This is a genomic window from Veillonella sp. LMAG:90 (assembly GCF_008679445.1).
Classification (GTDB): Bacteria; Bacillota; Negativicutes; order Veillonellales; family Veillonellaceae; genus Veillonella_A.
Genome location: NZ_NAND01000001.1, coordinates 2152510 through 2179407, shown reverse-complemented (window position 1 = coordinate 2179407; position 26898 = coordinate 2152510). Strand labels below are relative to the sequence as shown.

The 26898-nt window shown below is 43.6% G+C and carries 22 protein-coding genes and 1 other annotated feature; of the genes, 21 read left to right on the top strand and 1 reads right to left on the bottom strand.

All coding sequences use genetic code 11. The features are described from left to right. Nucleotides 1-121 precede the first annotated feature (121 nt). Complete coding sequence (locus CCC71_RS09660) at nucleotides 122-1288, bottom strand: pyridoxal phosphate-dependent aminotransferase (RefSeq protein ID WP_021841724.1); 1167 nt, start codon at nucleotides 1286-1288, stop codon at nucleotides 122-124. Nucleotides 1289-1533: 245 nt separating this feature from the next. On the opposite strand from CCC71_RS09660, the gene CCC71_RS09655 reads away from it, so the two are divergent. From CCC71_RS09655 to meaB, 21 genes are all read left to right on the top strand, one after another. Further along, nucleotides 1534-2661, top strand: coding sequence for a RuBisCO large subunit C-terminal-like domain-containing protein (locus CCC71_RS09655; protein WP_156704673.1), 1128 nt, complete (start codon nucleotides 1534-1536; stop codon nucleotides 2659-2661). Between the two features lie 99 nt (nucleotides 2662-2760). Beyond that, nucleotides 2761-3594, top strand: coding sequence for an ATP-dependent sacrificial sulfur transferase LarE (gene larE / locus CCC71_RS09650; protein WP_156704661.1), 834 nt, complete (start codon nucleotides 2761-2763; stop codon nucleotides 3592-3594). Nucleotides 3595-3686: 92 nt separating this feature from the next. Beyond that, nucleotides 3687-4556, top strand: a complete 870-nt coding sequence (locus tag CCC71_RS09645; protein ID WP_021841721.1) for an MBL fold metallo-hydrolase — start codon at nucleotides 3687-3689, stop codon at nucleotides 4554-4556. A 26-nt stretch (nucleotides 4557-4582) separates the two neighbouring features. Next, on the top strand, nucleotides 4583-5704 hold the full coding sequence (locus CCC71_RS09640) for a S1C family serine protease (RefSeq protein WP_021841720.1): 1122 nt from the start codon (nucleotides 4583-4585) through the stop codon (nucleotides 5702-5704). A gap of 33 nt (nucleotides 5705-5737) precedes the next feature. Further along, nucleotides 5738-6214: a 23S rRNA (pseudouridine(1915)-N(3))-methyltransferase RlmH gene (gene rlmH, locus CCC71_RS09635; RefSeq protein WP_021841719.1), complete on the top strand. Its 477-nt coding sequence runs from the start codon at nucleotides 5738-5740 to the stop codon at nucleotides 6212-6214. Nucleotides 6215-6236: 22 nt separating this feature from the next. Next, a complete protein-coding gene (locus CCC71_RS09630; protein ID WP_021841718.1) occupies nucleotides 6237-7166 on the top strand; it encodes a hypothetical protein in 930 nt (309 codons plus the stop codon). 234 nt (nucleotides 7167-7400) lie between these two features. After that, a complete protein-coding gene (locus CCC71_RS09625; protein ID WP_021841717.1) occupies nucleotides 7401-7856 on the top strand; it encodes a CBS domain-containing protein in 456 nt (151 codons plus the stop codon). A 121-nt stretch (nucleotides 7857-7977) separates the two neighbouring features. Next, nucleotides 7978-9285 carry a trigger factor gene (gene tig / locus CCC71_RS09620; RefSeq protein WP_021841716.1) on the top strand — a complete coding sequence of 436 codons (1308 nt, stop codon included), beginning with the start codon at nucleotides 7978-7980 and terminating at the stop codon, nucleotides 9283-9285. Nucleotides 9286-9328: 43 nt separating this feature from the next. Then, nucleotides 9329-9922: an ATP-dependent Clp endopeptidase proteolytic subunit ClpP gene (clpP, locus tag CCC71_RS09615; RefSeq protein ID WP_021841715.1), complete on the top strand. Its 594-nt coding sequence runs from the start codon at nucleotides 9329-9331 to the stop codon at nucleotides 9920-9922. A 15-nt stretch (nucleotides 9923-9937) separates the two neighbouring features. Then, nucleotides 9938-11188 carry an ATP-dependent Clp protease ATP-binding subunit ClpX gene (clpX, locus tag CCC71_RS09610; RefSeq protein WP_021841714.1) on the top strand — a complete coding sequence of 417 codons (1251 nt, stop codon included), beginning with the start codon at nucleotides 9938-9940 and terminating at the stop codon, nucleotides 11186-11188. A gap of 73 nt (nucleotides 11189-11261) precedes the next feature. Next, nucleotides 11262-13574, top strand: a complete 2313-nt coding sequence (gene lon / locus CCC71_RS09605; protein WP_021841713.1) for an endopeptidase La — start codon at nucleotides 11262-11264, stop codon at nucleotides 13572-13574. Beyond that, nucleotides 13571-14266 (top strand): ribosome biogenesis GTP-binding protein YihA/YsxC, encoded by a 696-nt coding sequence (gene yihA / locus CCC71_RS09600; protein ID WP_127059189.1) that lies wholly within the window; start codon nucleotides 13571-13573, stop codon nucleotides 14264-14266. Before lon ends, yihA begins: the two co-directional genes overlap by 4 nt. Beyond that, nucleotides 14263-15234, top strand: a complete 972-nt coding sequence (locus CCC71_RS09595) for a polyprenyl synthetase family protein (protein WP_226973971.1) — start codon at nucleotides 14263-14265, stop codon at nucleotides 15232-15234. The genes yihA and CCC71_RS09595 overlap by 4 nt, the downstream gene beginning before the upstream one ends. 3 nt (nucleotides 15235-15237) lie before the next feature. Continuing rightward, nucleotides 15238-16161: a twin-arginine translocase subunit TatC gene (tatC, locus tag CCC71_RS09590; protein WP_021841710.1), complete on the top strand. Its 924-nt coding sequence runs from the start codon at nucleotides 15238-15240 to the stop codon at nucleotides 16159-16161. A 123-nt stretch (nucleotides 16162-16284) separates the two neighbouring features. Beyond that, nucleotides 16285-16508: a binding site (T-box leader), on the top strand. A 41-nt stretch (nucleotides 16509-16549) separates the two neighbouring features. Further along, nucleotides 16550-19207: a valine--tRNA ligase gene (locus tag CCC71_RS09585; RefSeq protein WP_021841709.1), complete on the top strand. Its 2658-nt coding sequence runs from the start codon at nucleotides 16550-16552 to the stop codon at nucleotides 19205-19207. A gap of 9 nt (nucleotides 19208-19216) precedes the next feature. Continuing rightward, nucleotides 19217-20500, top strand: a complete 1284-nt coding sequence (locus CCC71_RS09580) for a bifunctional folylpolyglutamate synthase/dihydrofolate synthase (protein ID WP_021841708.1) — start codon at nucleotides 19217-19219, stop codon at nucleotides 20498-20500. Nucleotides 20501-20511: 11 nt separating this feature from the next. After that, the gene (locus CCC71_RS09575) at nucleotides 20512-21786 is read left to right on the top strand and encodes an O-antigen ligase family protein (RefSeq protein WP_021841707.1); all 1275 of its coding nucleotides are present in this window, start codon (nucleotides 20512-20514) and stop codon (nucleotides 21784-21786) included. 478 nt (nucleotides 21787-22264) lie between these two features. After that, nucleotides 22265-23767, top strand: coding sequence for an acetyl-CoA hydrolase/transferase family protein (locus CCC71_RS09570; RefSeq protein WP_021841706.1), 1503 nt, complete (start codon nucleotides 22265-22267; stop codon nucleotides 23765-23767). Between the two features lie 28 nt (nucleotides 23768-23795). After that, complete coding sequence (locus CCC71_RS09565; protein ID WP_021841705.1) at nucleotides 23796-25442, top strand: acyl-CoA mutase large subunit family protein; 1647 nt, start codon at nucleotides 23796-23798, stop codon at nucleotides 25440-25442. 46 nt (nucleotides 25443-25488) lie between these two features. Next, nucleotides 25489-25884 carry a cobalamin B12-binding domain-containing protein gene (locus tag CCC71_RS09560; protein ID WP_021841704.1) on the top strand — a complete coding sequence of 132 codons (396 nt, stop codon included), beginning with the start codon at nucleotides 25489-25491 and terminating at the stop codon, nucleotides 25882-25884. 72 nt (nucleotides 25885-25956) lie between these two features. Further along, nucleotides 25957-26898: a methylmalonyl Co-A mutase-associated GTPase MeaB gene (gene meaB, locus CCC71_RS09555; protein WP_296333529.1), complete on the top strand. Its 942-nt coding sequence runs from the start codon at nucleotides 25957-25959 to the stop codon at nucleotides 26896-26898.

Sequence of the window (26898 nt, the reverse complement as noted above, 5' to 3'; positions counted from 1 at the left end):
TAAAATAAATATGGAAGGATATATAATACAATTTTAAAATGGGGTTGTGATAAAATATATCCTCAGACATAAAAATGCGGTTTGAAGACAAGTTGCTTCCAACCGCATTTTTAATTTATTTTTATTTTTTCAAACCGTTAATGAATCGTTCAATTCGGTTCAACGCTTCCTGAATGGTTTCGCGAGATGATGCGTAGGAGCAGCGGATGCGTCCTTTACCGCATTCGCCGAAAGCGGAGCCAGGTACTACGGCTACGTGTTCCTGTTGTAACAACTGAACGGCGAAATCAAAGTCACTTAAGCCGCAACTTGAAATATCAGGGAATACATAGAAGGCACCTTCCGGAACCGCGATGGGAAGCCCCATCTTTTGGAAGCCTGCAACAATTAAATCGCGCCGTGCTTCGTATTCTTCACGCATAGCAACTACGCTGTCGTCGCATTCGTTGAGTGCCACGATGGCGGCATGTTGAATCGGGGTAGCCGGTGCAACAATGCTGTACTGGTGAATTTTGATAGCCTGTTCAATAATTTCCGCAGGAGCCAAGAGGAAGCCGATACGTAAACCGGTCATAGCGTAAGCTTTGGAGAAACCGTTTAAAATAAGGGTGCGTTCTTTCATGCCCGGTAAGGCGGCAATGCTCGTATGAGTGCGACCATAGGTTAATTCGGAATAAATCTCATCACTTACAACGATGAGGTCATGTTTTTTTACAACCTCCGCAATGCCTTCCAGTTCTTCCCGTGTTAAAATGGCGCCGGTCGGATTACTTGGGTACCCCATGAGTAACACTTTAGTTTTAGGAGTAACCGCTTTTTCAATGGCAGTCGGTGTAATTTTGAAGCCTTCTTCCAAATGAGTCGGCACCATGACAGCCACGCCTTTATTTAGTTTGACTTCCGCTGCATAGGCCACATAGGATGGATCCGGAATGAGGACTTCGTCCCCTTCATCTAGCAATACACGCATAGCTAAATCGATGGCTTCGCTGGCGCCGACGGTGAGCATCATTTCGTTTTCGGTATAGTCAACGCCATAGCGCTTGCCGTACCATTTTCGAATGGCCGTGAGAAGCGGTAATAAGCCGGCGTTACTGGTATAACTTGTTTCTTTATTTTCAAGGCTTTTGATAGCGGCGTCCAGTACTTTCTGCGGTGGTGCATAGTCCGGTTCGCCAACGCCTAATGACAGCACATTATCCATGGATAAGGCCATCTCCCAAATTTTACGAATGCCTGAAGCAGGCAATTCTTGTGCTGTTTTTGAGATGTAATTGTTCCAATTCATAGTATGTTCCTCCTTAAATACGACTCAACATGATAGGCAAATCTTCTGTATCACATTGAGGCTCTCTTTTCTCTTTTTATAGTTTATCATAAAATACTTATAACAAGTAGTAATTTGTTGAAGGATTAGCCATATTGAAAGGCTGTATATAGAAATTTATTGAATTATTATCTATAATAAATGGTCGATTTATTGTAAAATAATACATTAGAGATGTATGTAAAAAGGAGGCAAAAATGGAGACCTTGTGTAATGAGCGGTTTGTGGTGACCTATCAGATAGAAGCGCCGAGCTATGAAGAGGCGAAAGCCGTTGCTTGGGGTGTACAAGTGGAACAAACCATTGAATTTCCTTATGATTTTGTAACGAATGAAGATATTAAACGCGATATAGTAGGGCGCCTTGAATCGTTGGAACCTACCGGTGACGGCAAATATTATTTGGCTCGCATTTCCTATGGTGTGGAATGCAGTGCTTTTGAAGCTACGCAATTTTTGAATGTGGTGTTTGGTAATTCGTCTTTGCAGCCTCATATTTGGGTGGTGGATATTGACCTTGCGCCATCGCTGATTGATTGCTTTAAAGGACCACGATTTGGTTTAAACGGTATCCGTGAATTGGTGAAAACACCAAAGCGCGCTATGATACAAGCGGTTATTAAGCCGATGGGAATATCACCGGCTCAATTGGCGGACATGTGTAAAGCCTATGTGCAGGGTGGAGCCGATGTGATTAAAGATGATCACGGCATTACGAATCAACCGTTCTGTACGTTTGAAGAACGAATTAAACGTTGTGCGGCCGCTGTAGCTGAAACAAATGCGCAAACCGGGCAGCATACGCTGTATGCCGCCAATGTATCGGCCGACGGTGAAGCGGTGTTGGAGCGAGCTCATTATGCTAAAGCCATGGGCGCTACGGCGTTAATGGTGGCACCGGCTTTAGTTGGTTACGGGTGGCTCCATCGTTTGGCTACGGATGATGAATTAGGCTTGCCGATTATTACGCATCCGGCCATGATGGGCGGGTTTGTATTACCGGGGATTTCCGGTATTGCCGACTACTTATGGATGGGCTTATTGCCGCGTTTGTTTGGTTCCGATATGTCGATTTTTGTGTCCTATGGCGGCCGTTTTACCTTTACGGCGCAGCAATGCCAACGTATTTCCGCCTACTGTACGAATCCGATTGAAGGTTTGAAAGCTACGTGTCCTTCACCGGGCGGTGGTGTTACGGAAAAACGTTTGCCGGAGTTACTGGATATTTACGGTCCGGATACGATGTTCTTGGTCGGTGGCGATATGTTCCGTCGCGGTCCCGATTTGGCGGCCAATATGAAGGCTTTTGTTGAGTTATTAGCTCAGCACAGTTAAATTTACAGGCGGTGGCAGAATCTTAGTTTGAACTGTGTGAGAACAGTTTGTTTATGACGTGCACCAACTGTTTTATACAAAGAGAAAGAGAGACAAAAAATGAGTTCAAGTGAGTTGAATACTGAATTGCAGACTAAACTGTCTGCCTTGGAAGCTGCTTTACAGCGTATGGGGAGCGCTGTAGTGGCGTTTTCCGGCGGTGTAGACAGTACCTTTTTAGCGGCGGTGGCCCATAAAGTATTGGGCGATAACGCACAGGCGTTTACAGTGAGTTCGCCAACCTTACCGGAGGAAGAAATTGAAGATGCCAAACGCTTTGCCAAGGCTATAGGTATCAAGCATACGGTAGTGGAAATTAACGAATTGGAGATGCCCGATTTTACGCGCAACGATCCGGACCGTTGTTATTATTGCAAAAAAAATCGTTTTCAGAAGTTAATCGACTGGGCTAAAGAACAGGGGATTAACGGCGTGCTTGACGGTGGTAATTTGGATGATAAAAAAGACTATCGCCCCGGTATGCGCGTTTTGGAAGAGCTTGGCACCGTTCGCAGTCCTTTGTTGGAAAACGGCTTTACCAAGGATGATATTCGCGCCGTAGCGAAGGCTTGGGGCTTAGAAGTATGGGATAAACCAAGTTCGCCATGCTTGGCTACGCGTATTCCTTACAATCATGAGATTACCGGCGAAGCGTTGACGATGATTGAAAAAGGCGAAAAGTATTTGCATCAATTCATTGACGGTCCTTTGCGGGTGCGATACCATGAAGGTATGGCACGCATTGAAGTAAGTCGTGAAGATTTTCAGATTTTTGCCGATGATGAACGGCGTGAAGCGATTCGTAAAGCGTTTGAAGAATTCGGCTTCACCTATGTGAGTGTCGATTTACAAAGCTTCAAGAGCGGTAATTTGAATCGTGAAGTGAAACAGTAATACCGACAAAGCAACAAAGCGAAAGTAAGGGAATTAAGATATAAAATAAGGAAAAGTAAGAAGTAAGAAGTAAGAAGTAAGAAGGAGTTATTTTGGAAGACAAAGAAGTGACAAATTTAATGACGGATCGAGCCCGTGCTATAGCGGCGGCTTACGAAACTTTAGAGTCTTCGGAAGCTCCGTTTGCCGTACATGTGTTGGCCAGTGGCAGTCAAGGTAATGCAACGCTAATAACCTACAAAAATACCACAATTTTGGTAGATGCCGGCATCAGTGCCCGGCGTATCACCAACGGCCTTAAAGCGGTAGGTTTAGGTCTCGATAAATTAAGTGCTATCTGCATTACTCATGAGCACACCGACCATATGGCGGGACTGCCGCAATTACTCAAACAGTGCAATGTGCCTGTCTATACCAGAGCGGGTACGATGCGTGAACTCGTAAATCGTAAGAACCTTGACACCAAGGCCTTTTGCGTTTTGACGAAGAATAATTTCACCATCGGTGATTTACAAATAGAAACGTTCCGTACCAGTCATGATGCGGCGGATCCTATGGGGCTCAGTTGTTATAACGGTAAGCATAAATTGACCTTTATGACCGATACGGGGCTGGTGGATGACACTATGTTAAAAAACATGGATGAAAGTGATTTGTTGGTTTTAGAAGCAAATTACGATCCGCAAATGCTCAAGTACGGCCCGTATCCTTTTGATTTGAAAAAACGTGTAGCCGGTCCTTACGGCCATTTAAGTAATGAACACGCGGCGCAAGCATTACTCATGATGAAGCGTCCCGAACATTTGCAAGTAGTTATGGCTCATCGCTCCGAAAAGAATAATGAACAAGCTGTAGTAACCGACACGGTGACCACGGCATTAACGGCGGAAGGGCTTATAATGAAGCAGGATATAACAATTTTTCACGGTCAACCGAAAGAAATGGTAACGATCCGTGCGTAGCTGATTCTTAAGTCAGGAGGTTTATTATGGATAACAAAAGAAGAGGCTTATTTATTCTGTTAGCTGTAGTGCTCATTATTGCGGGTACTGTAGGCGGTTATTTGACGGGTAATTTTTTTGGTAACACTAAGAGTATCACCCAGGAAACTACGGCGGTCAATGCCGATGGTACTAAAAAATCGGTACCCCTTTCCGATAACCGCAATACGGCGATAGTGTCGGCGGTTAAGAAGGCAGGACCGGCTGTGGTAGGCATTACCACTAAAGTGTATGATCGTAATATTTTTGACCAACAAGTATTGGTTGGTGAAGGCGTAGGCTCCGGGGTTATTATCGATAAAGCGGGCTACATCGTAACTAATTATCACGTAGTGGCGCAGGCGAATAATCGCAAGGTTACTGTGTCCTTAAGTGATGGTTCTTCACAACCCGGTACCATTGTGGGTGTCGATCCGTTGACCGACTTAGCGGTTGTTAAAATTGACCCGACCGAAAATATGCCGGTAGCTACTTTGGGTGATTCTGACCAATTGCAGGTTGGTGAACCGGCTATCGCCATCGGTAATCCGTTAGGCTTAGAATTCCAAGGAACTGTTACGGCCGGTGTTATCAGTGCTTTGCATCGGACAATCAATATGGAATCGCAACGATTCCCGCTTATTCAAACGGATGCGGCGATTAATCCGGGGAATTCCGGCGGTGTGCTCGTTAATGCAGATGGCGATGTTGTGGGCATTAACAGTGCTAAAATTTCGCAGACCGGTATTGAAGGCATGGGTTTCTCTATTCCTATCAATGAAGTAAAACCGATTGTTAAAGAACTGATTGAAAAAGGTAAAGTAGTTCGTGCGTATTTGGGGTTAGGCCTTTTGGATAAACAAAATGCGGCGAAATACGGCTTACAACTTAAAACAGACGGTTTATTGGTAGCGCGCGTTTATAGCGACGGACCGGCCGCTAACAGCGATATCAATGAAGGTGATATCATCACAGCGGTAGGTGAGAAATCTATTACCAACTTAATGCAGTTGAAACAAATTTTAGATAATCATAAACCGGGCGAATCGTTGGATCTTACGGTGCTCAGCAATGGTGCTGAACACACGGTGTCCATTACTCTTGGCACATTGCCGGATTCAACGAATTAATAAAATTACGGGGAGGCAGGTGGAATCTGAGTTATGAAATTTACCGTATTAGCCGTAGGCAAGCTTAAAACCGCTTATCTGCGCGATGGGGTGGCCGAATTTGTGAAACGCCTTACGGTATATGGCGGTGTGACAATTACGGAATTGAACGAGAGTAAATTGCCCAGTGCCGATGATAGCAAACGTCAGGCTATTGTGGCGGAGGAAGGGGAACGATTGCTCAAACAAATAAACCCGAAGAGCTTTGTCGTTTTACTGGACGTGAAGGGCAAAACCATGTCGTCGGAGGCCTTGGCAGAAAAGATTGCCGACTTGGAAGTGCAAGGTATCAGTGAGATGACTTTTATCATCGGTGGTGCCTTTGGGGTGTCGGAAGGGCTTAGGTCGCGAGCCGATTTAAGATTATCTTTCAGCCCCATGACCTTCACCCATCAAATGGTGCGGCTCTTATTGGTAGAACAGATTTACCGCGCTTGTAAAATTAATCGTCATGAACCTTATCATTGGTAAGGGAGCAGATGGAGGTAATAGAGTGACAGATAAAGTAGATACAACGAATAATGAAGCAAATGCCAATTTCAGTGGCATGCCGAGTCTGGAAACGCTCTGGCAGGTGCAACAGAACGAGGGCAGTGACGGATTTTATAGAACCTATATTGAGGCCGCTAAGACGGCGCAGACAATCATTCACAATAATTTGGCCTTATTGCAGCAACAGGCCGCTGTATTGGCCGAAGCTGTAGCCGCTCTTGATATGCAGGTAGCGGTTGCGGCGGAGCTGAAAGAACGGAATGATTTTTTGCAAAAAACGTTGGAAGAGGTTGCAAATACAACCCGCATAGTGAATTCAACCTTAGGGGCCTACGCTGATGCGGCTATGTCCATTCAAAAGTTGGAAAAAGGCAATTTTACACCGCAATACATTATGCATCGCAAAGAAGAGTTGGGCATGCAAAGCGGCGATTTGACGAAGTTATTGGTCGAGTTCAGTCGCTATGCACAGACCTTTTTGGACGCCTTGGCAAATGAAAGCAAAACGGCGAGCCTCATCAAAACAGAAGGTACGGCGGGCGATGCAAATCATAAGGTATTGAAGGTAGCTTATCAGTCATGGCTCCAACGATCCTTTGATGTAAATAAAATTCTGGAAGGGCGTCTCGTATTCATCAGCGGCCTTTTGGAGTCTTTGAAAAAGGATCTTACCACACTTCAAGTAAGTCAGATGGAACTTGATGTGCAGGAGCGTGCCAGGCAGGTTGCGGCGCGACGCTATAAGAAACAGGTGGAAGATGTAAGAGACTATGACGACTTGGAAGGGCAGTACCGCAATCGTTATGATGAGGACGGCAATTTAATCGGCGTCGACGAAGGCGGTGAGGGTGGCAATCGTCGCGGCTGGCAGGTTGTCATTGTATTTGCCGTTATTGTGTTGGCAGTGATTGCTTATTTTGTACTAAAATAAAGAGTTGTTTTGTACTAAAATAAAGAATTGTTTTGCACTAAATAAAGATAAAAATAAATTATAAAGCAGGATTTTACGAGTATATTGTCAAAGATATATATAAGTTGTAATTGCGATTAGTGCAGAATTAAGAATTATGGAATAAATGATTTAAAGTTTTTACAATCAGCCTTAGAATTCGATGTTTTTACATTCAGCACTAATAGTAAATTTTATAGTGAGGGAGGTAATCCTATGTTAATCGCTGAAGCTATGAACAAATATCCCGCAACAATCAGTAAAGAGTTGTCAATCAATGAAGCAGCTAAGTTGCTTGTTAAATATCAGGTAGCCGCTTTGACCGTAGTGGATGAAGATAATAAATTAATCGGCATCATCACAGAAGGGGATTTACTTTATAAAAAGATTCGCCCTCATGCACCGCACTATGTCAATGTTTTGGGCGCCAGCATCTATTACAGTGGCATTGGCGAATACAATGCACAGTTCAAGAAACTCTTGGCCGCTCATGTAGAAGAATTAATGACTACCGAAGTTATTACGTGCTCGCCAAAAGATGAAGTGGAAGGTGTAGTGGCCACTATGCTGGAAAAACATTTGAAGACCGTGCCCGTAGTTGATGAAACTAACACGGTAGTGGGCGTATTCAGTCGTCGCGATGTAATGGAATTGATTGCGAAAGAAAATTAAAATAAAATCGCTACTTTTATCACATAAAATTGCATACATTCAAATTTTATGATAAGATAAGGAATGCAATATTATAAAACAGAAATTTTGGGCATTTAGCCCTCAAGGAGGACATATTTTCATGAATGCAACTGTAACCCCTGTTGATCAACATAAGGTAACCTTAACAATCGAAGTACCTGCTAAAGACGTAACCAAAGGTATTCAGCAAGCTGTAAAACGCATTGCCGGCCAGGTAAATATTCCGGGCTTCCGTAAAGGTAAAGCACCTCGCCGTATTTTAGAAATGAACTTCGGCAAAGAAGCTATTTTGGAAGAAGCTTTTGACGTAATTGCCGGTCGCGCTTACCAAGAAGCTTTGACTGCTAATGAAATCATTCCTGTAAGTGAACCTGAAATCGAACGCGTAACGTTTGAAGAAGGTAAAGATTTAGTATTCAAAGCAACTCTTACTAAACGCCCTGAAGTTACTCTTGGCGAATACAAAGGCCTTGAAGCTGAAAAACAGGATGCTACGGTAACTGATGAACAGATTCAGGAACAGTTAGATAATATCCGCAACCAGCAAGCTAAAATGGTAGTAGCTGATGCAGATGCTAAATTACAGAAAGATGACTTTGCTGTTATCGACTTTGCCGGTTCTATCGACGGCAAACCTTTTGACGGTGGCGAAGGTAAATCCTACCCGCTTCAAATCGGTTCCGGCAGCTTCATCCCGGGTTTTGAAGACCAATTGATCGGTCACGCAGCCGGCGATGATGTAGAAGTTAAGGTAACCTTCCCTGAAGATTACTTTGTAAAAGAATTGGCTAACAAAGAAGCTGTATTCAAAGTTCATGTTCACGATATTAAACGCAAAGAATTACCTGAATTGAACGACGAATTTGCTAAAGAAGCCAGCTCTTATGAAACTATGGAAGAATTAAAAGCGGATCTTCGCAAAAACATGGAAGAAGACGCTGCACATCGTGCTATCGATGCTTACAATGCTGCTATTATTGAACAAGCAGTTAAAAACGCATCCGTAGATATTCCTGAAATCATGGTTGACGATCGCGTTGAACAGATGATTCAAGAAATGGCTATGAATTTGGAAAGCCGTGGCTTGAAATTGGAAGACTACTTGAAATTCTCCAACAAAACTATGGAAAGCCTTCGCGAAGAATACAAAGCTAATGCAGCTGAAAACGTTCGCGCCGATTTAGTATTGGAAGCCATTGCTAAAGCTGAAAATGTAGAAGTAAAACCAGAAGATATGAACATGGAAATCTACATGATGGCTCAACAATTCGGGGCAGATCCTAAAGAAGTTATGAATATTATTGTTAAAGAAGGCCGTGTAGCTATGTTGAGAAATTCTGTAGCTCGTAAAAAAGCCGCTCGTTTAATTATCGAACAGGCTAAAGGCGCAGAATCCGAGGAAAAATAATCCACGGGCTATATAGGTACATGGACCCATGAGGTAAAATTTTATGTATGTACCAATCGTTGTAGAACAAAGCGGACGTGGCGAACGTTCCTATGATATTTATTCTCGCTTGTTAAAAGACAGAATTGTCTTCTTGGGCGGCCCTATCAATGATGATGTGGCTAACCTTGTCATTGCACAATTACTGTTCTTGGAAGCGGAAGACCCTGATAAAGACATTCATTTGTACATTAACAGCCCCGGTGGTGTAGTAACTGCCGGCATGGCGATTTATGATACAATGCAGTATATTAAGCCGGATGTATCTACCATTTGTGTAGGTTCCGCAGCCAGCATGGGTGCTGTATTATTGACAGCCGGTGCTAAAGCTAAGCGTTATGCATTGCCACATGCCCGCGTGATGATTCACCAACCGCTTGGCGGCGTACAAGGTCAGGCTTCTGAAATTGAAATTCATGCTCGTGAAATTTTGCGTATGCGTGAAGAATTGAATGGCTTATTGGCATCTCACAGTGGGCAGCCGATTGATGTTATCGCCCGTGATACGGATCGCGACAACTTCATGAGTGCCGAAGATGCTGTGAAATACGGTTTAATTGATGAGGTATTGACTCGTCCTGTAGCAACAGACAAGTAATTAGGAGGACTCAGCTTGAAAAAAGACGAAAAAGAAACGTTGCGTTGTAGCTTCTGCGGGCGCACCGGCGACGAAGTTCGTAAATTAGTGGCAGGTCCTAATGTATATATTTGTGACGAATGCGTAGAAGTTTGTCAGAATATTATTGATGAGGAACTTGGTCATAGTGATGAAGCAGGGTTTTCATTAAAGCATGTACCTACGCCTCATGAAATTAAGGCTTATTTGGATGAATATGTAATTGGTCAGGAGGCTGCTAAAGTCTCCTTGGCCGTTGCTGTTTATAATCACTATAAACGGTTGCAGGTAAATAATACCGTGGATGATGTAGAATTACAGAAAGCCAACGTGTTGTTTATCGGACCAACCGGTAGCGGTAAGACGTTATTGGCACAGACTTTGGCAAAAATGCTGGAAGTTCCGTTTGCCATTGCTGACGCTACCAGCTTAACCGAAGCCGGTTATGTAGGTGAAGATGTAGAGAACATTTTGCTCAAACTCATTCAGGCCGCTGATTATGATGTGGCCAAAGCAGAGCGCGGCATTGTGTATATCGATGAGATTGACAAGATTGCTCGTAAATCTGAAAATCCGTCCATCACCCGCGATGTATCCGGTGAAGGTGTGCAGCAGGCATTGCTAAAAATATTGGAAGGTACGGTTGCATCTGTGCCACCGCAAGGTGGGCGTAAACATCCGCACCAGGAATTAATCCAAATTGACACCACGAATATATTGTTCATTTGCGGCGGTGCATTTGATGGCCTGGAAAAGGTTATTTCTAAACGCACGGCTAAGAAGACATTAGGATTTGGTGCCGATATTCAAAAACAGGAAGAAAAAGACGTATCTGCTATTTTGAAGGAAGTTGTTCCGGAAGATTTGCAGAAATTTGGTCTGATTCCTGAATTTATCGGACGTTTGCCTGTTATGGTAACGCTCGATCCTTTAGATAAGGAAGGCTTAATTCGCATTTTAACAGAGCCTCGCAATGCATTAACGAAACAATACGAAAAGATGCTCTCTTTGGAAGATGTATCCTTAACGTTTGAGAAAGATGCTTTAGAGGAAATTGCGGCTGAAGCAATGAAGCGTAATACGGGAGCTCGTGGATTACGATCCATCATTGAGAAAGTAATGAAGCAAGTTATGTATGATATTCCTTCGCAAAAGGGTGTTACCGATTGTATCATTACCCGTGATGCTGTGAAAGGCACAGCTGAACCTATACTCAAGAATGAGTCTGCCGTAAAGGGCATGAATTAATTGTAAGTCTAAGAAACTCATTTCCTTTGGAATGAGTTTCTTTTTGTAAATATAAACTTGAAAAGGAGCCTATATGAGTGAGACGAATTTTTCGCTGCCTTTAGTACCGTTACGCGGTATGGTAGTGTTCCCAAAAGTAGAAGTTCGACTGGACATCGGTCGTGACAAATCCATTCGGGCCGTTGAAGAAGCCATGGCTAATGAGCGTTTGCTCGCCGTATCCGCTCAATTAGATGACGAAGTGGAGAACCCGACACAAAAGGATATTGCCGAAGTAGGGACCATCGTCAAAATCAAACAAATGCTACGCTTGCCGGGGGGCTTGGTTCGCATTTTAGTTGAAGGTATTGCCCGCGCTAAAGTGGTTGATATAGATGAAAGTGGCGTATATTATCGCGCCACTATGGAAACATTGGTTTCCCAGTATGACGATCATGTAGAAATTGAAGCTTATCGTCGTCTGGCTCAGTCCAATTTCTTGAAATGGGCCGAAGAAACCAAACTTGTTACGGAAGATGAAATTCGTCGTGTTATGGAGCGCACCGACGCATCCGAAACGGCTGACCAAATTGTACAATTCTTACAGACGGAACTCGTTACGCGTCAAAGCTTTTTGAGCGAACTCAATGTGTTACGTCGTTTAAATATGGTTGTAGGCGCCTTAAATATGGAACTTCAAATCTCTGATTTGGAAAACTCCATTAATAACCAAGTGCGTCAACAGATGGAAAAAGCGCAGAAAGAATATTTCTTGCGTGAAAAAATCCGCGTAATTCACAATGAATTGGGTGATAAATCCGATCCTGATGAAGAAGCGGAAGAATTGCGTGAACAGCTTAAGAAAATCAATGTGTCCGACGAAGTGCGTGAACGTATTGAAAAAGAAATCAGTCGTTACAGCCGCATGCCATCCATGATGCCGGAAGCGAATATTTTGCGCAATTACCTCGATTGGGTATTGTCCCTACCTTGGGATAAAGTAAGCGAAGACCGTCTCGATATCGGCGAAGCGGCTAAAATTTTAGACCATGATCACTATGGCCTCAAAAAGGTCAAGGAACGTATCTTGGAATTCTTGGCGGTTCGTAAATTATCCGATTCCTTGAGTGGCTCTATTCTTTGCTTGGTAGGACCTCCGGGAGTTGGTAAAACATCCTTGGCTACATCTATTGCTAAAGCTATGAATCGTAAATTTATCCGCGCTTCCTTAGGCGGCGTTCGTGACGAAGCGGAAATCCGCGGTCATCGTCGTACCTACATCGGCGCGTTACCGGGCCGTATGATTCAGGGCCTTAAGAATGCCGGTACAAGAAATCCTGTATTCTTGTTGGATGAAATTGATAAATTGGCATCCGACTACAAAGGCGATCCTTCGTCCGCATTATTGGAAGTGCTCGATCCTGAGCAGAACAAGACGTTCAGCGATCATTTTATTGAAATTCCGTTTGACTTCTCCGATGTATTCTGGATTACGACGGCCAATGTACCGGGCAATATTCCGGCACCTTTGATGGACCGCATGGAAGTGATTGAATTATCCAGCTACATGGAAGATGAAAAATTGGAAATCGCTAAACGTTATTTGGTACCGAAACAAATTAAGAAAAACGGTTTAAGCGGTCATAATGTGAAATTATCCGATGCGGTACTTCGTAAAGTAATTTCCGAATATACTCGCGAAGCCGGTGTTCGTACTTTGGAAAAAACGATTGCCAAGATTTTCCGCAAATTGGCTTTTGAAATTATCAACGGTTCGGAAGCAACGCCGCGTGTAACTGTTAAAAACTTGTCCAACTATTTGGGTGCGCCAATCTATTTGGAACAGGAACGGGAGAAGAATGCTCAAGTAGGTCTCGTTTGCGGCCTTGCTTGGACATCCGTGGGCGGTGTAGTACTTCCTTGTGAAGCGACTACGATGCCCGGCAGCGGCAAGTTGTCCTTAACCGGCAGCCTCGGCAAAGTCATGCAGGAATCCGGTCAAGCCGCCTTATCCTACATTCGTCATAATGCTAAGGAGTTAGATATTCCGGCAGACTTCCATAAAACTATGGATTTACATGTACATTTACCGGAAGGGGCCACCCCTAAAGACGGTCCGTCGGCCGGTATTACCATGACATTGGCTATTGTATCGGCTTTAACAAACCGTAAAGTTCGTTCCGATTTAGCTATGACCGGCGAAATTACTTTGCGCGGTCGCGTCTTGCCGATTGGCGGTTTGAAAGAAAAATTACTGGCAGCTTTACGCTACGGTATTAAAGAAGTATTGATTCCGCAAGGCAATATTAAGGACCTTGAAGAGATGCCGACATCTGTTATTGAAGGCCTTAAAATTACGCCGGTAAAAACAATGGATGAAGTGTTAGCAAGAGCATTTGTAAAATGATGAAGCAGAAGAAAAACACACCAAGACAACCAAAACCTGTATATACCCGTAAAGAGCCGCAAGGACCTCGTATTATTGCGTCCAAATATGTGGCTTCTGCCGTACGCCCCGACCAATATCCGGAAGGGGATACGGTGGAAGTGGCCTTCTTGGGGCGCTCCAATGTGGGCAAATCTTCTTTGATTAACTCGCTGTGCAATCACCGAGGCCTTGCCTTGGTGAGCGGCCAGCCCGGTAAAACGAAGACGATAAATTTTTTCACAATTACGTCCAAAGAGGATATCAGTGAAACCGAAGAACGCCGTTATGAGTGGTTCTTGGTGGATTTGCCGGGTTATGGGTACGCAAAAACTGATAAGAGTAATCGAAATATATGGTCTTCCTTTATTGCCGATTATATTTTACAATCAGAACGACTGATGTTGCTCTGTTTGTTGGTAGACGGCCGTCATCCGGAATTACCAATCGATCAAGAAGCCTTCAATTGGCTTCGTGAGGCGGGGGTACCGTTACAAATTGTGGTGACGAAGGTTGATAAATTAAACAGTAAGGAACGACAACAAAACATGCGCTTTATTAAGGAGAATTTCCCTTGTGAAGCACCGGCTATTCCGTACAGCTCGCTTAAGCATACGGGCCGTGAATTGTTGTTAAAGCGTATTAATCAAGTGATTGTGGGGGTCGACGAATGAGTTTGGAAAAAGAACTGGCATTAATTGAACAAGTAAAAGCAGACCTCGTAAAAGTGGAAGCCTATTTGGCGGAGTCCTTGCAAACCGGTTCTGAAGATTTTAACCGCTTAATTCGCCCCATTTCGGCGGCCGGCGGTAAACGCTTAAGGGCTCGGTTATGTCTGCTTATAGCCGGTGCCGGTAAAGCATCGGAAGCGGATCGTGTCCGTATTGCCGCAGCTGTAGAAATGCTGCATTTAGCCACATTGATTCATGATGATGTACTCGATCAGGCTGCCGTGCGCCGTGGCGCCACAGCCATTCATTGCAGTAAGGGCAATAAGGTAGCCATTTTAAGCGGTGACTACTTATTTGCCAAAGCGTTTGACGTGGTGGCACAAATTGGTTCGGTAGCATGTTTGCATGTTTTTTCGTTTATTATTTCCGCCTTGGTGGAAGGGGAATTCATGCAGATGGAAGATGTGTATCGTCTCGATCAGGGCATTGAACGTTATTTGACGAAGACCCAAAAGAAAACGGCTGATTTTATAGAAGCTTGTTTGGAATTGGGCGGCATTCTCGGTAAATGGTCGGAAACCGACATTCGTTTATTAAAACAATACGGTCATGGCCTGGGGATGGCATTCCAGATTACCGACGATATCATGGATTATGCTGCTACCGCTGAAACAACGGGCAAACCTGTAGGCAAAGACTTACGTGAAGGTCTCATTACCTATCCGTTATTATCTGTCATTAACGAGGCCAATAAAGCGGAAGTCACTAAAGCCGTGCAAGCTATTGCCGACGGTCAGGCGCCGGATGAACTGATTGCTTATGTGGCGGCTCAAGGCGGGGTGGCCAATGCAGAAGCATTGGAAGCCGATTATCGTCGTGATGCTCACGAAGCATTAGAGGCTTTGCCTGATTTTGCCGGTAAAGCTGTCCTTTATGAAGTATTGGATTCATTGGCTGATAGAAAGGTGTAATATATGGAATCGTTTCAGGTACGTGATTTTAATGACCCGAAACGAAAGCCTTCCTTGAATAGTGTTTTGGCGCAAAAAGAACGCCTAAAGGCAGCCGAACGAATTCGCCGCGGTGAAGTAAATGACGAAACATCGGCTGAGGAGTTGAAGGCTGTATCCGGTGATGTAGCGACTGTTGATCTTGCTGCGACTGAGTCGCAGTATACACCGCTGGAAGAGCAGATTATGGCTGAAAATAAAGCCATGTCCTTAGTAGGTCACCTGGGTGAACTGCGTAAGCGGATAATTATTTCGGTCCTCGCTATTTTGGTGGGCTTTTGTGTCGCCTATTATTATGTAGATGATATATTGGCCATGATTGTGGCGCCGGCCGGTAAGTTGTACTATATGCGCCCGACGGAAGCTTTTTTTACCTATATGAAAGTAGCTTTTGTGGCCGGCGTTATTGCAGCCTCACCGGTGTGGCTCTATGAAATATGGGTCTTTGTTATTCCGGCACTAACACAACAAGAGAAAAAGTTAACCAATTGGTTCTTACCGTTTGCGATTATGCTGTTTGCTATTGGCATCGTGTTTTCTTATGCTTTGGTATTACCGGTGGCCATTAAATTTTTCATTGGTTTTGCCACCGATGAATTGCAGCCCCTATTTTCTATCGGGCAATACTTAGATTTTGTCATAGCATTTGTGCTACCTTTCGGATTCATATTCGAATTGCCCATTGTTATGATTATTTTGGCCAAACTGAATCTGATTACGTCGGATTTTTTGCGCTCCAAACGAAAAATCTTTATCTTCCTGTCCTTTGTTATAGGGGGCTTCATATCGCCGACACCGGATATGTTTTCGCAGACTATGATTGCCATGCCGATGATTATTCTTTATGAACTAAGTCTTTGGATGGTAGCCAAGGTGATGAAACGGTAAGTAAAAATTGACAGGTTGGACATTTTTAGATATTATGAGTATAGATACAGTTGTTTAAATTCTCGTATATCAGGTAGGGCCTGATTACCGTATGATTACAGCCGTATTAATTGATATTTGTATAACAAAGCTGAGATAAGGAAAAATCTTCTCATAGCGTGGCAGAGAGCGTTGGTAAGGTGCGAGCAACGTACGTGAAAGGAAGAGGGTAGCCTTTGAGCTGACTTGATGAAGCAATCTTTGGATTGTGTGTAGTTTTGTCCGGTTAACCCCGTTAGAGGTAATGAGTGATTGCAACGGCAATAATCTAGGTGGTACCGCGGAAGTTAAGCCCTTTCGTCCTAATGGACGAGAGGGCTTTTTTTATATCATAGAGGAGGAACTTGAGATGAGTGAGTTCAAGAATTTAACAACCTATAATCCGGGGGAAATTGAGCAGAATTGGTATGAATTTTGGGAAAAACAGGGATACTTCCACGAAGAAGTAGATGAAAGTAAAAAGCCGTTCAGTATCGTATTGCCACCGCCTAATGTAACGGGGCAACTTCATATGGGGCATGCGCTCGACAATACCTTGCAGGATATTCTGATTCGCTTCAAACGTATGCAGGGCTACAATGTGCTTTGGATGCCGGGTACCGACCATGCCGGTATTGCTACGCAGGTAAAAGTAGAACAGAACCTCAAAGAAACAGAAGGCAAGTCTCGTTATGATCTTGGCCGTGAAGAGTTCGTTAAACGTGTTTGGCAATGGAAAGAAGAATATGGCAGCACTATTGTTAAACAGATTCGCAGCTTAGGCGCTTCCTGTGACTGGACCCGTGAACGCTTTACCTTGGACGAAGGCTACTACAAAGCTGTTCGCGAAGTATTCGTAAGCTTATATGAAAAAGGTCTTATTTATCGCGGTGAACGCATTGCCAACTGGTGTCCTAGTTGTCATACCGTTCTTAGTGACATTGAAGTTGAGCACAGTGATGAAGCAGGCCATTTATGGTTCATCAAATATCCTGTAGTCGGTGAAGAAGGTCGCTTCGTAACGGTTGCTACAACCCGTCCGGAAACTATGTTCGGTGACGTGGCCGTAGCCGTTAACCCTGAAGATGATCGTTATAAAGATATTATCGGTAAAACATTGTTATTGCCATTCGTAAATCGTGAAATTCCGGTAATTGCCGATGATTATGTAGATCCAGGCTTTGGTACGGGCTGTGTAAAAATTACACCGGCTCATGACCCTAACGACTTTGAAATGGGTCAACGTCATAACCTCGAATCTATCGTAGTTATGAATCTTGATGCGACGATGAACAGCGAAGCCGGTCATTTTGAAGACATGACCCGTGAAGCCGCTCGTAAACAAGTAGTAGCCGAACTTAAAGAACAGGGCCTCCTTGCCAAAATCGAAGACCATGAACACAGTGTAGGTCATTGCTCCCGTTGTAATACCATCGTAGAACCGCTCGTATCGAAACAGTGGTTTGTAAAAATGGCACCCCTTGCCGAACCTGCTTTAAAAGTTGTTAAAGATAAAGACATCGAATTCGTACCGGAACGTTTCACCAAAACGTACACTAATTGGTTAGAAAACATCCGTGACTGGTGTATTTCTCGTCAGTTATGGTGGGGTCACCGCATTCCTGCTTGGTATTGCGATGATTGCGGTGAAGTGATTGTATCCAAAGATGACGTTACGGAATGTCCTAAATGTGGCGGTCATGTTCATCAGGAAGAAGACGTACTGGATACTTGGTTCAGCTCCGCTTTATGGCCGTTTGCGACTATGGGCTGGCCGGAACAGACCAAGGAATTGGCTCATTGGTATCCGACTAGTGTAATGGTAACCGGTTATGACATTATTTTCTTCTGGGTAGCCCGCATGATTTTCATGGGTCTTGAATTTGAAAAAGAAATTCCGTTTAAACATGTATTCATTCATGGTCTCGTACGCGACAGCCAAGGTCGTAAAATGAGTAAATCTTTAGGCAACGGTATTAATCCGCTTGATGTAATCAACGAATACGGCGCCGATGCACTTCGCTTTACGTTGGTAACCGGCAATACACCGGGGAATGATATGCGTTTTTACATGGAACGCGTAGAAGCTAATCGAAATTTTGCAAATAAGATTTGGAATGCCGCAAAATTTGTTATAATGAACTTAGATAATTACGATCCTGAGTTTGTTCCTAGTGAAGAAGACTTTACGTTGGCAGATCGCTGGATTATTGATACCTACAATAATGCTGTGGCCACCATCACCAATAATCTCGATAAATTTGAGTTAGGTGAAGCAGCTGCCGGTGTTTATGACTTTATTTGGAACAGCTATTGCGATTGGTTTATCGAATTGGCTAAGCCGCGTCTTTATAATAAAGAAGGCGGTCGTGACCGTGCGGTAGTTCAATACTTATTGGTAACTATTTTGCGTCATATGCTCGAATTGTTGCATCCGTTTATGCCATTTGTTACAGAACACATCTGGCAACATCTCCCTCATGAAGGGGGAAGCATCGTAGTGGCTCCATGGCCAACGGCTTTACCGTTCGCTGATCAGAGCACCGCTGCTGCGCAAATGAACATCATGATGGATGCCATTAAAGGGATTCGTAACATGCGCGCCGAAATGAATGTACCGATGGGTAAACGCAGCGCTGTTATTTTAGCTGTCACTGATGAATCGCTCCGCACCATGGTAAGCGAACATCAAGATTACTTTAAGACTTTGGGCTGGGCTGAATCGGTAACTATTTTGGGTGCCGATGATGCGAAACCTGAAAATGCTACCGTAACGGTAGTTAACGGTCTTGAAGTATATCTCTTACTCAAAGACTTAATCGACGTAACCAAAGAACGGGAACGTTTGACAAAAGAAAAAGAAACACTTAAGAAGGAAATTGCTCGTTTAGAAGGTAAATTAGGTAATCCGGGCTTCGTGGCCAAGGCTCCGGCAGATGTAGTTGCAAAAGAACAAGCCAAATTGGCTGAATATCAGCAAAAACAACAAGCTGTTATTGAACGTGAAGAATTTCTTAAAACCTTATAGGAGGTAATCATGACGTACGCAGAGGCAGTGGCCTATTTAGACAGTTGTGCATCCTTTGGCATCAAACCCGGTTTGGAACGCATTCATGCGTTATTGGACGAATTGGGGCATCCTGAACGGGCCTACAAAACCGTCCATGTGACGGGGACCAACGGTAAAGGTTCCGTTACGGTGTATATCGATTCGGTACTCACCACCAGCGGACACCGTTCCGGTCGTTTCACATCACCCCATTTAATCAGTTATACGGAACGCATTGCGGTAAATGGTCGCAATATTACCGAAGAAGCGTTTGGTGAATTGATTGCAAAAGTAAAAGACGCTGTAGCTAAAATTGAAGCGAAAGGATCGGAATCACCGACTCAGTTTGAAGTATTGACGGCAGCTGCTTTCTTGTTCTTCATGGAACAGCAGGTTAACTATGCAGTCATCGAAGTAGGCCTCGGCGGTTTATTGGATTCAACGAATGTGATTTTCCCCGAAGTATCCGTAATCACCAATGTATCCATGGACCATCAGGCGTATTGCGGTAACACCCTCCGTGAAATTGCTACCCATAAAGCGGGCATTATTAAACCGGGAATTCCCGTAGTGACGGCGGCTCAAGGGGAAGCCTTGGCTGTTATTAAGGATAAAGCCAAAGAATTGAATTCTAAAGCGTATGTGTTTAACGAAGATTTTTCAATCAGCAGTCGCACTGTCACTGAAGATGGTCAGATGATTACCTTGGAAGATAAGAGTGGTCATAAAGATATGCTGTTTACCAAAATGGTAGGCGTTCATCAAGCTGTTAATATGGCCTGTGCCTTTCGTGCCGTTCGCGTTTTAATGGAACGTGATGAAGTAATCAGCGAGGAAACGTTGCGCGAAGGCTTGGCTCGGGCTCATTGGGCCGGCCGTTTTGAAATCATCAAAAAACTAGACCGTACCTTTATTTTTGATGGTGCCCATAATGCGGGCGGTGCCGAAGCATTCCGCTTAACGTATGAAGAAGTATTTAAAGACAGACAGAAAACGGTAGTGTTGTCCGTCTTAAAAGATAAAGAAGTCAAAACAGTTGTAGAGGATTTGGTAAACCCTTACGATACTGTAATTACGGTGCCGGCTCCGACGCCGCGCACATCCACACCGGAAGAATTGGCTGAATTTGTGCCGGGTGTAGCTCAGACGGCTCAAACTGTCAGTGAAGGCATGCAAAAAGCCATGGCCGCTACCCAGGCCGGCGATATTATTGTAGTAGCCGGTTCCTTGTATATTTTAGGTGAAGCAGAAGAGTGGTTAAAAGCTCAGTAAAGGATGAAGTAATGACAGGTGCAGTATCTATTGACGGGGGCCGTCCGTTGCAACATTATATTACACGACTCCTGTATGCCGTGGTGTTGGTTATGCCTTTACATCCGTGGCTCGGGGATGCACTGGTCATTATTGCTCTTTTGCTCAGCGTTTGGGATACCTTGCGTTACAGACCATTGTCAAAACCCGCATCGTGGCTTCAGTGGTGCGTGTTGGGCTTTATGGGGTGGAGTTTATTATCAGCCCTCGGATCAGCTCGGCCGATGTGGACAACGGCCAGCTGGCTTTATAATGTAGGCATGTACGGCGGTATTTATTTCCTCACCTATCGCTATTTGCGCGAGCCCGAGCAGTGGCGTGTTTTCTTGCGTATTTTCATGTGGTCGGCCTTCATTGTTTGTTTGGTTGGCGTCTATCAATATATGACGACGTCCATGGAATTATTAAAACAGTGGGTGGATGCGGCGCATTTTCCGCTCTTGAAGCGGCGCATGTTTGCTACATTGCAAAATCCGAATTTATTCGGTGAATATTTATTAATTGTATTGTCCATGGTAGGAACGGGAATTTTTCAAGGCCTTAAAGAAAAGCGTTGGCGCTTATTGGCCTGGATGGTGCTGATGGCATTGTTTTTCCTGATTTGTATGACCCTAACCTATTCGCGGGGCATATGGCTTAGCTTTGCCTGTGTTGTGGTGTATTGGGGGCTGACTATCGATCGGCGCTTGCTTTTATCGTTATTAATAATCCCTATTGTTCTTTTTGGCTACCATGGGGAAGTGGCATCAAGGCTTTGGTCCCTGTTCGACGGTAACGATACATCCGCTGTGTTGCGCTGGGCTTTATGGGACAGTACAACCTATATGATTGCGGATTATCCGATTCTGGGGATCGGTTGGGATGCCTTCTGGTTTGAATATCCACATTATAATTACTACATTCAGGCCCCTGATGTGATAATTTATCATGCCCATAACATGTTTTTAAATATGTTGGCAGAAATAGGAATTCCCGGCGCACTCTTCTATTTTGTCGCAATATATGGCCATGCTGTGTATGCTTTGCGTTTGCCGAAAGCAACTATAAGTAACATCGTGAAGTATGGTATCGGTGCCGTTGTAGTAGGCATAACGGTTAGCGGCTTGTTTGACCATGATTTGTTTAGTCATCAGGTATCGGTAATTTTTTGGCAACTCTTAGGTTGGGCTTCATCCGTTTTATATACTTATAAAAAACGGGGGAACAAACCACTTGAGAATGAACTGACAACAGATATAAAAAATTAATATATTCGATTAGCAAGTTAATTCGTGTACTTACTAAAGTCGCTGTAATTAATAGACAAACATTGATATATTGGATTGAAATATTCTGATGTAAATGATTAAAAAAATTGATAATCTAATTTATTGATAACCGATAATTTTAGATATTTGGTTAACAATAAACCTGAAAAAGTATAGGTATGATGAGATTAATTCATCATACCTATACTTTTTTGTATATGAAATATCATTTATGCATATTGGTTGACAAAGGAAAATAATTCTTCTAAACTTAGCTATAGTTTAAAGTATAATTCTTTAAACAACATCTAATTATGTCGATGAAAGAGAAGATTTTCGATACGGTAAACTGTGAATAAAAATAAAAAAATATTCACAAAAAAAGAGGATATTTTAAACTTTTGTCGAATATGTATTAGTGTTGGAATGCGGAAGTACAATTTAATGTCATTCAAACTTTTTAAAGGAGATGGTAGTGATGATTAACATCCTCGATCGCGTACAAGGCAGTGCTCTTCAAGCTAAAATCGTTACAGCTGAAGAAGCAGCTTTGTTGATCAACCCGGGCGACCATGTGGGTATTAGTGGTTTTACCCCATCCGGTTATCCGAAAGCAGTTCCTTTGGCCTTAGCTAAACGAATGGAAAGCGATCCATTTCAAATTGACTTGTGGACAGGCGCTTCAGTTGGTGATGAAGCTGACGGTGCTTTAGTTCGAGTTAATGGGATTGCCCGTCGTTTCCCTTACCAGACAAATGGTGATATGCGTAAAGCATTGAACGCTGCGAAAGTACGTTATAATGATATGCATCTCAGCCATGTAGCTCAGAATGTTCGCTATGGTTTCTTCGGCGACTGCGATGTAGCCATCGTAGAAGCTGTATGCATCCGTGAAGACGGTGGTATTATTCCTTCCACATCGGTTGGTAACACACCTACCTACATTCATAAAGCTAAGAAAGTTATTGTTGAAGTCAATGTATCGCAACCTATGAGTTTAGTAGGTATGCATGATATCTACGAACCATTGGATCCTCCATATCGTCAACCATTGCCTATTACAGGCCCTGGTAACCGTGTGGGTACTCCTTATATCCCATGTGATCCTGAAAAAATCGTAGCTATCGTACCTTGCGATATTACCGATAAAACTCGTCCTTTGGCAGCTATTGATGATGATGCTAAAGCAATGAGCCAACATTTAATCGAATTCTTCCAGAATGAAATTAAACATGGCCGTTTACCTAAGAATTTATTGCCGTTACAATCCGGTGTAGGTTCGGTAGCAAATGCTGTTATCAGTGGTTTGGCACAAGGTCCGTTCACTAACCTTTCAATCTTTACCGAAGTAATTCAAGATGGCATGTTTGACCTTATTGATGCCGGTAAAGTTGAAGTATGTTCCGGTACGGCATTATCGCCATCTCCGGACGGCTTAAAACGTTTCTATGACAACGTTGATTTGTACTCGAAGAAAATTATTCTTCGTCCGCAAGAACTTTCCAATAGTCCTGAATTAGCTCGACGCCTCGGCGTTATTGCTATGAATACAGCTATTGAATTTGATATTTTTGGTAATGTAAACTCCACTCATATCATGGGTAGCAAGATGATGAACGGTATCGGCGGTTCCGGCGACTTCGCTCGTAACGCATATATCTCCATCTTCTGTACTAATTCGGTAGCGAAAGATGGTGCTATCAGCTCCGTTGTTCCAATGTGCTCGCACATTGACCATACAGAACACGATGTAATGGTATTCTGTACTGAACAAGGTGTGGCTGACTGCCGTGGTTTGTCACCTGAAGAACGTGCTCGCTTAATCATTAAAAACTGTGCACATCCGGATTACAAACCAATGTTAGAAGATTACCTCGAAAGAGCCATTGTAGCGACAAAACACGCCCATACACCGATTTTGCTCGACGAAGCTCTTTCTTGGCATAAACGTTTCCAAGAAACTGGAAGCATGAAGAAGTAAAGGTATATTTAGGAGGATGATGAAAATTATGGCTAACGAAGCTCTAAAAGCTAATCTCGCCAAATACGAGGCAGAAGTTGCAGAAAAGATTGCTAAATTCCCAGAACGTAAAAACTTGAAGTACAATCGTTTATACACTCCACTTGACATCGAAGGTTTCGACTACGAAAGAGATTTAGGATTCCCTGGTGAATATCCTTACACTCGTGGTGTACAACCTACAATGTACCGTGGCCGTTTCTGGACAATGCGTATGTATGCCGGTTTCGCAACTGCTGAAGAATCTAACAAACGTTATCGTTACCTTATCGAATCCGGTGCTACCGGCCTTAGCTGTGCATTTGACTTGCCAACTCAGATCGGTTATGACTCCGATGACGCTATGGCTGAAGGCGAAGTTGGTAAAGTAGGGGTAGCAATTGACTCCTTGAAAGATATGGAAATCTTGTTCGACGGCATTGACCTCGGTAAAGTTTCCACTTCCATGACAATCAATGCTCCTGCATCCGTTCTTCTTGCTATGTACATTGCAGTAGCTGAAAAACAGGGCGTACCTGCATCCGCTTTGATGGGTACTATCCAGAACGATATTCTTAAAGAATATGCCGCTCGTGGTACTTACATTTTCCCACCAAAACCATCCATGCGCTTGATTACCAATATTTTCGAATATTGCTCTCAGAATGTACCAAAATGGAACACAATCTCCATTTCCGGTTACCATATTCGTGAAGCCGGTTCCACTGCTGCACAGGAAATCGCATTCACAATCGCTGACGGTATTGCTTACGTAGAAGCTGCTTTGAAAGCCGGCTTAGACGTTGATGCTTTCGCTGGTCGTTTATCCTTCTTCTGGAATGCTCATAACAACGTACTTGAAGAAGTTGCTAAATTCCGTGCGTCCCGTCGTTTATGGGCTCACATCATGAAAGAACGTTTTGGCGCTAAAAAAGCTAAATCCATGATGCTTCGTGTACATACTCAGACTGCCGGTTCCATGTTGACTGCACAACAAGTTGATAACAACATCGTTCGTGTAGCTTTACAGACTGCCGCTGCTGTAATGGGTGGTACTCAGTCCTTACATACTAACTCCCGTGACGAAGCTTTGGCTCTTCCTACAGAAGCTTCCGTACAGGTTGCTCTTCGTACTCAACAGATCGTTGCTTATGAATCCGGCTTAGCTGACGTAATTGACCCATTGGGCGGTTCCTACTATGTAGAAGCTATGACTAATGCAATTTATGATGAAGCTGCTGAATACATTAAGAAAATCGACGAAATGGGCGGCGCTGTAGTTGCTATTGAAAAAGGTTACATCCAGAAAGAAATTCAGGAATCCGCTTACAAATGGCAGATGGAAGTTGAATCCGGTCTCCGCACTATCGTAGGCGTTAACAAATTCCAGGTTGAAGAAAAACCTGTTGAAGGTCTTCTTCGCGTAGACGCTTCCGTAGGTGTTAACCAGGCTAAGAAAACTCAGCAAGTTCGTGCAGAACGCGACAACGCTGCAGTTGAAAAAGCATTGACAGCACTTAAAGAAGGGGCAAAAGATGAAAATGTTAACCTTATGCCATTAATTCTTGATGCAGTTCGTACTTATGCAACATTAGGCGAAATTTGTAACGTATTACGTGAAGTATTCGGCGAATACCAAGCTCACTCCACGTTATAATTCTCAAGTATAATTAGCGTAACGATTAGTTCGGAGGTAATCTATCATGGCAGAAAAACGTATTCGTGTATTAGTAGCAAAACCAGGTCTTGACGGTCATGACCGTGGTGCTAAAGTTGTAGCTCGCGCACTTCGCGATGCTGGTTTTGAAGTAATTTATACTGGTCTTCGTCAGACGCCGGAACAAATTGTTGCAGCAGCTGAACAGGAAGATGTTAATGTTGTTGCATTGAGCCTTCTTTCCGGTGCTCACAACACATTATTCCCTAAAATCGTTGAAATGTTAAAAGAAAAAGGTATGGGCGACGTTCTTGTAGTAGGCGGCGGCGTAATTCCTGATGCTGATATCCCTGGTCTTAAAGAAGCAGGCGTTGCAGCAGTATTTACTCCTGGCACTCCTACAGGCGACGTAATCGAATTTATCAAAGCTAACGTAAAATAAGATGTTTTTTAGTAACAGGCTCGGATTTTTACAAGTCTGGGCCTGTCACTATATAAGAAGGCGGTGCAACCAATGGATTTAGTCAAAGAACTATTAAACGGTTCCCGACTGGCCTTGGCGAGAGCCATCACTGCAGTCGAAAGTGAATATGATGAAGCAATCGACATTATGAAAGCGATTTATCCTAAAACGGGTCATGCTCGTATTTTAGGTGTTACCGGGGCTCCCGGCGCCGGTAAGAGTACCTTGACTGATAAAATTGTTAAACAATACTTACAGCAAGGTAAAAAAATCGGTATCGTTGCGGTGGATCCGACCAGTCCGTTCTCCGGTGGTGCCATCTTGGGTGACCGTATTCGAATGAATGATTTGACGTTAAACGAAAATGTATTCATTCGCAGTATGGGTACTCGTGGCAGCTTAGGCGGATTATCTAAGAAATCATCTGATGCAGTTAAGCTGATGGATGCGTTCGGTATGGATCTTGTTATTATTGAAACCGTAGGTGTTGGTCAATCAGAAGTCGATATCGTCAAAAATGCCGATAGCGTTTTGGTTGTACTTGTACCGGGTCTCGGTGATGATATCCAAGCTATTAAGGCCGGTATTTTGGAAATCGGCGATGTATTCGCCATTAACAAAGCTGACCGCGATGGCTGTGATAAACTGAACGTTGAAATTGAAATGATGCTCGACTTAGACTCCCGTGAGGTTAAATGGCGTCCTCCTATTAAACGTACCATTGCGAGCAAAGACGAAGGTGTTGATGAATTAGTCGAAGCGTTGGATGAACATTTTGAATTCTTGGAAGACAGCGACGAATTAACTGTTCGCCGTCAGGATAGAACAAGAAATGAAATTATCGCGATGATTAATGAACAAATCGGACGTCGTGTTGCCGATGTAGTGGTAGCGAGTGACGACTTTAATAGCCAAGTTGACGCTGTTAACCAGCGTCAAAATGACCCATATACAGTGGTCAACAAAGTCTTGGCAGATGTTTTAAAAATTTAA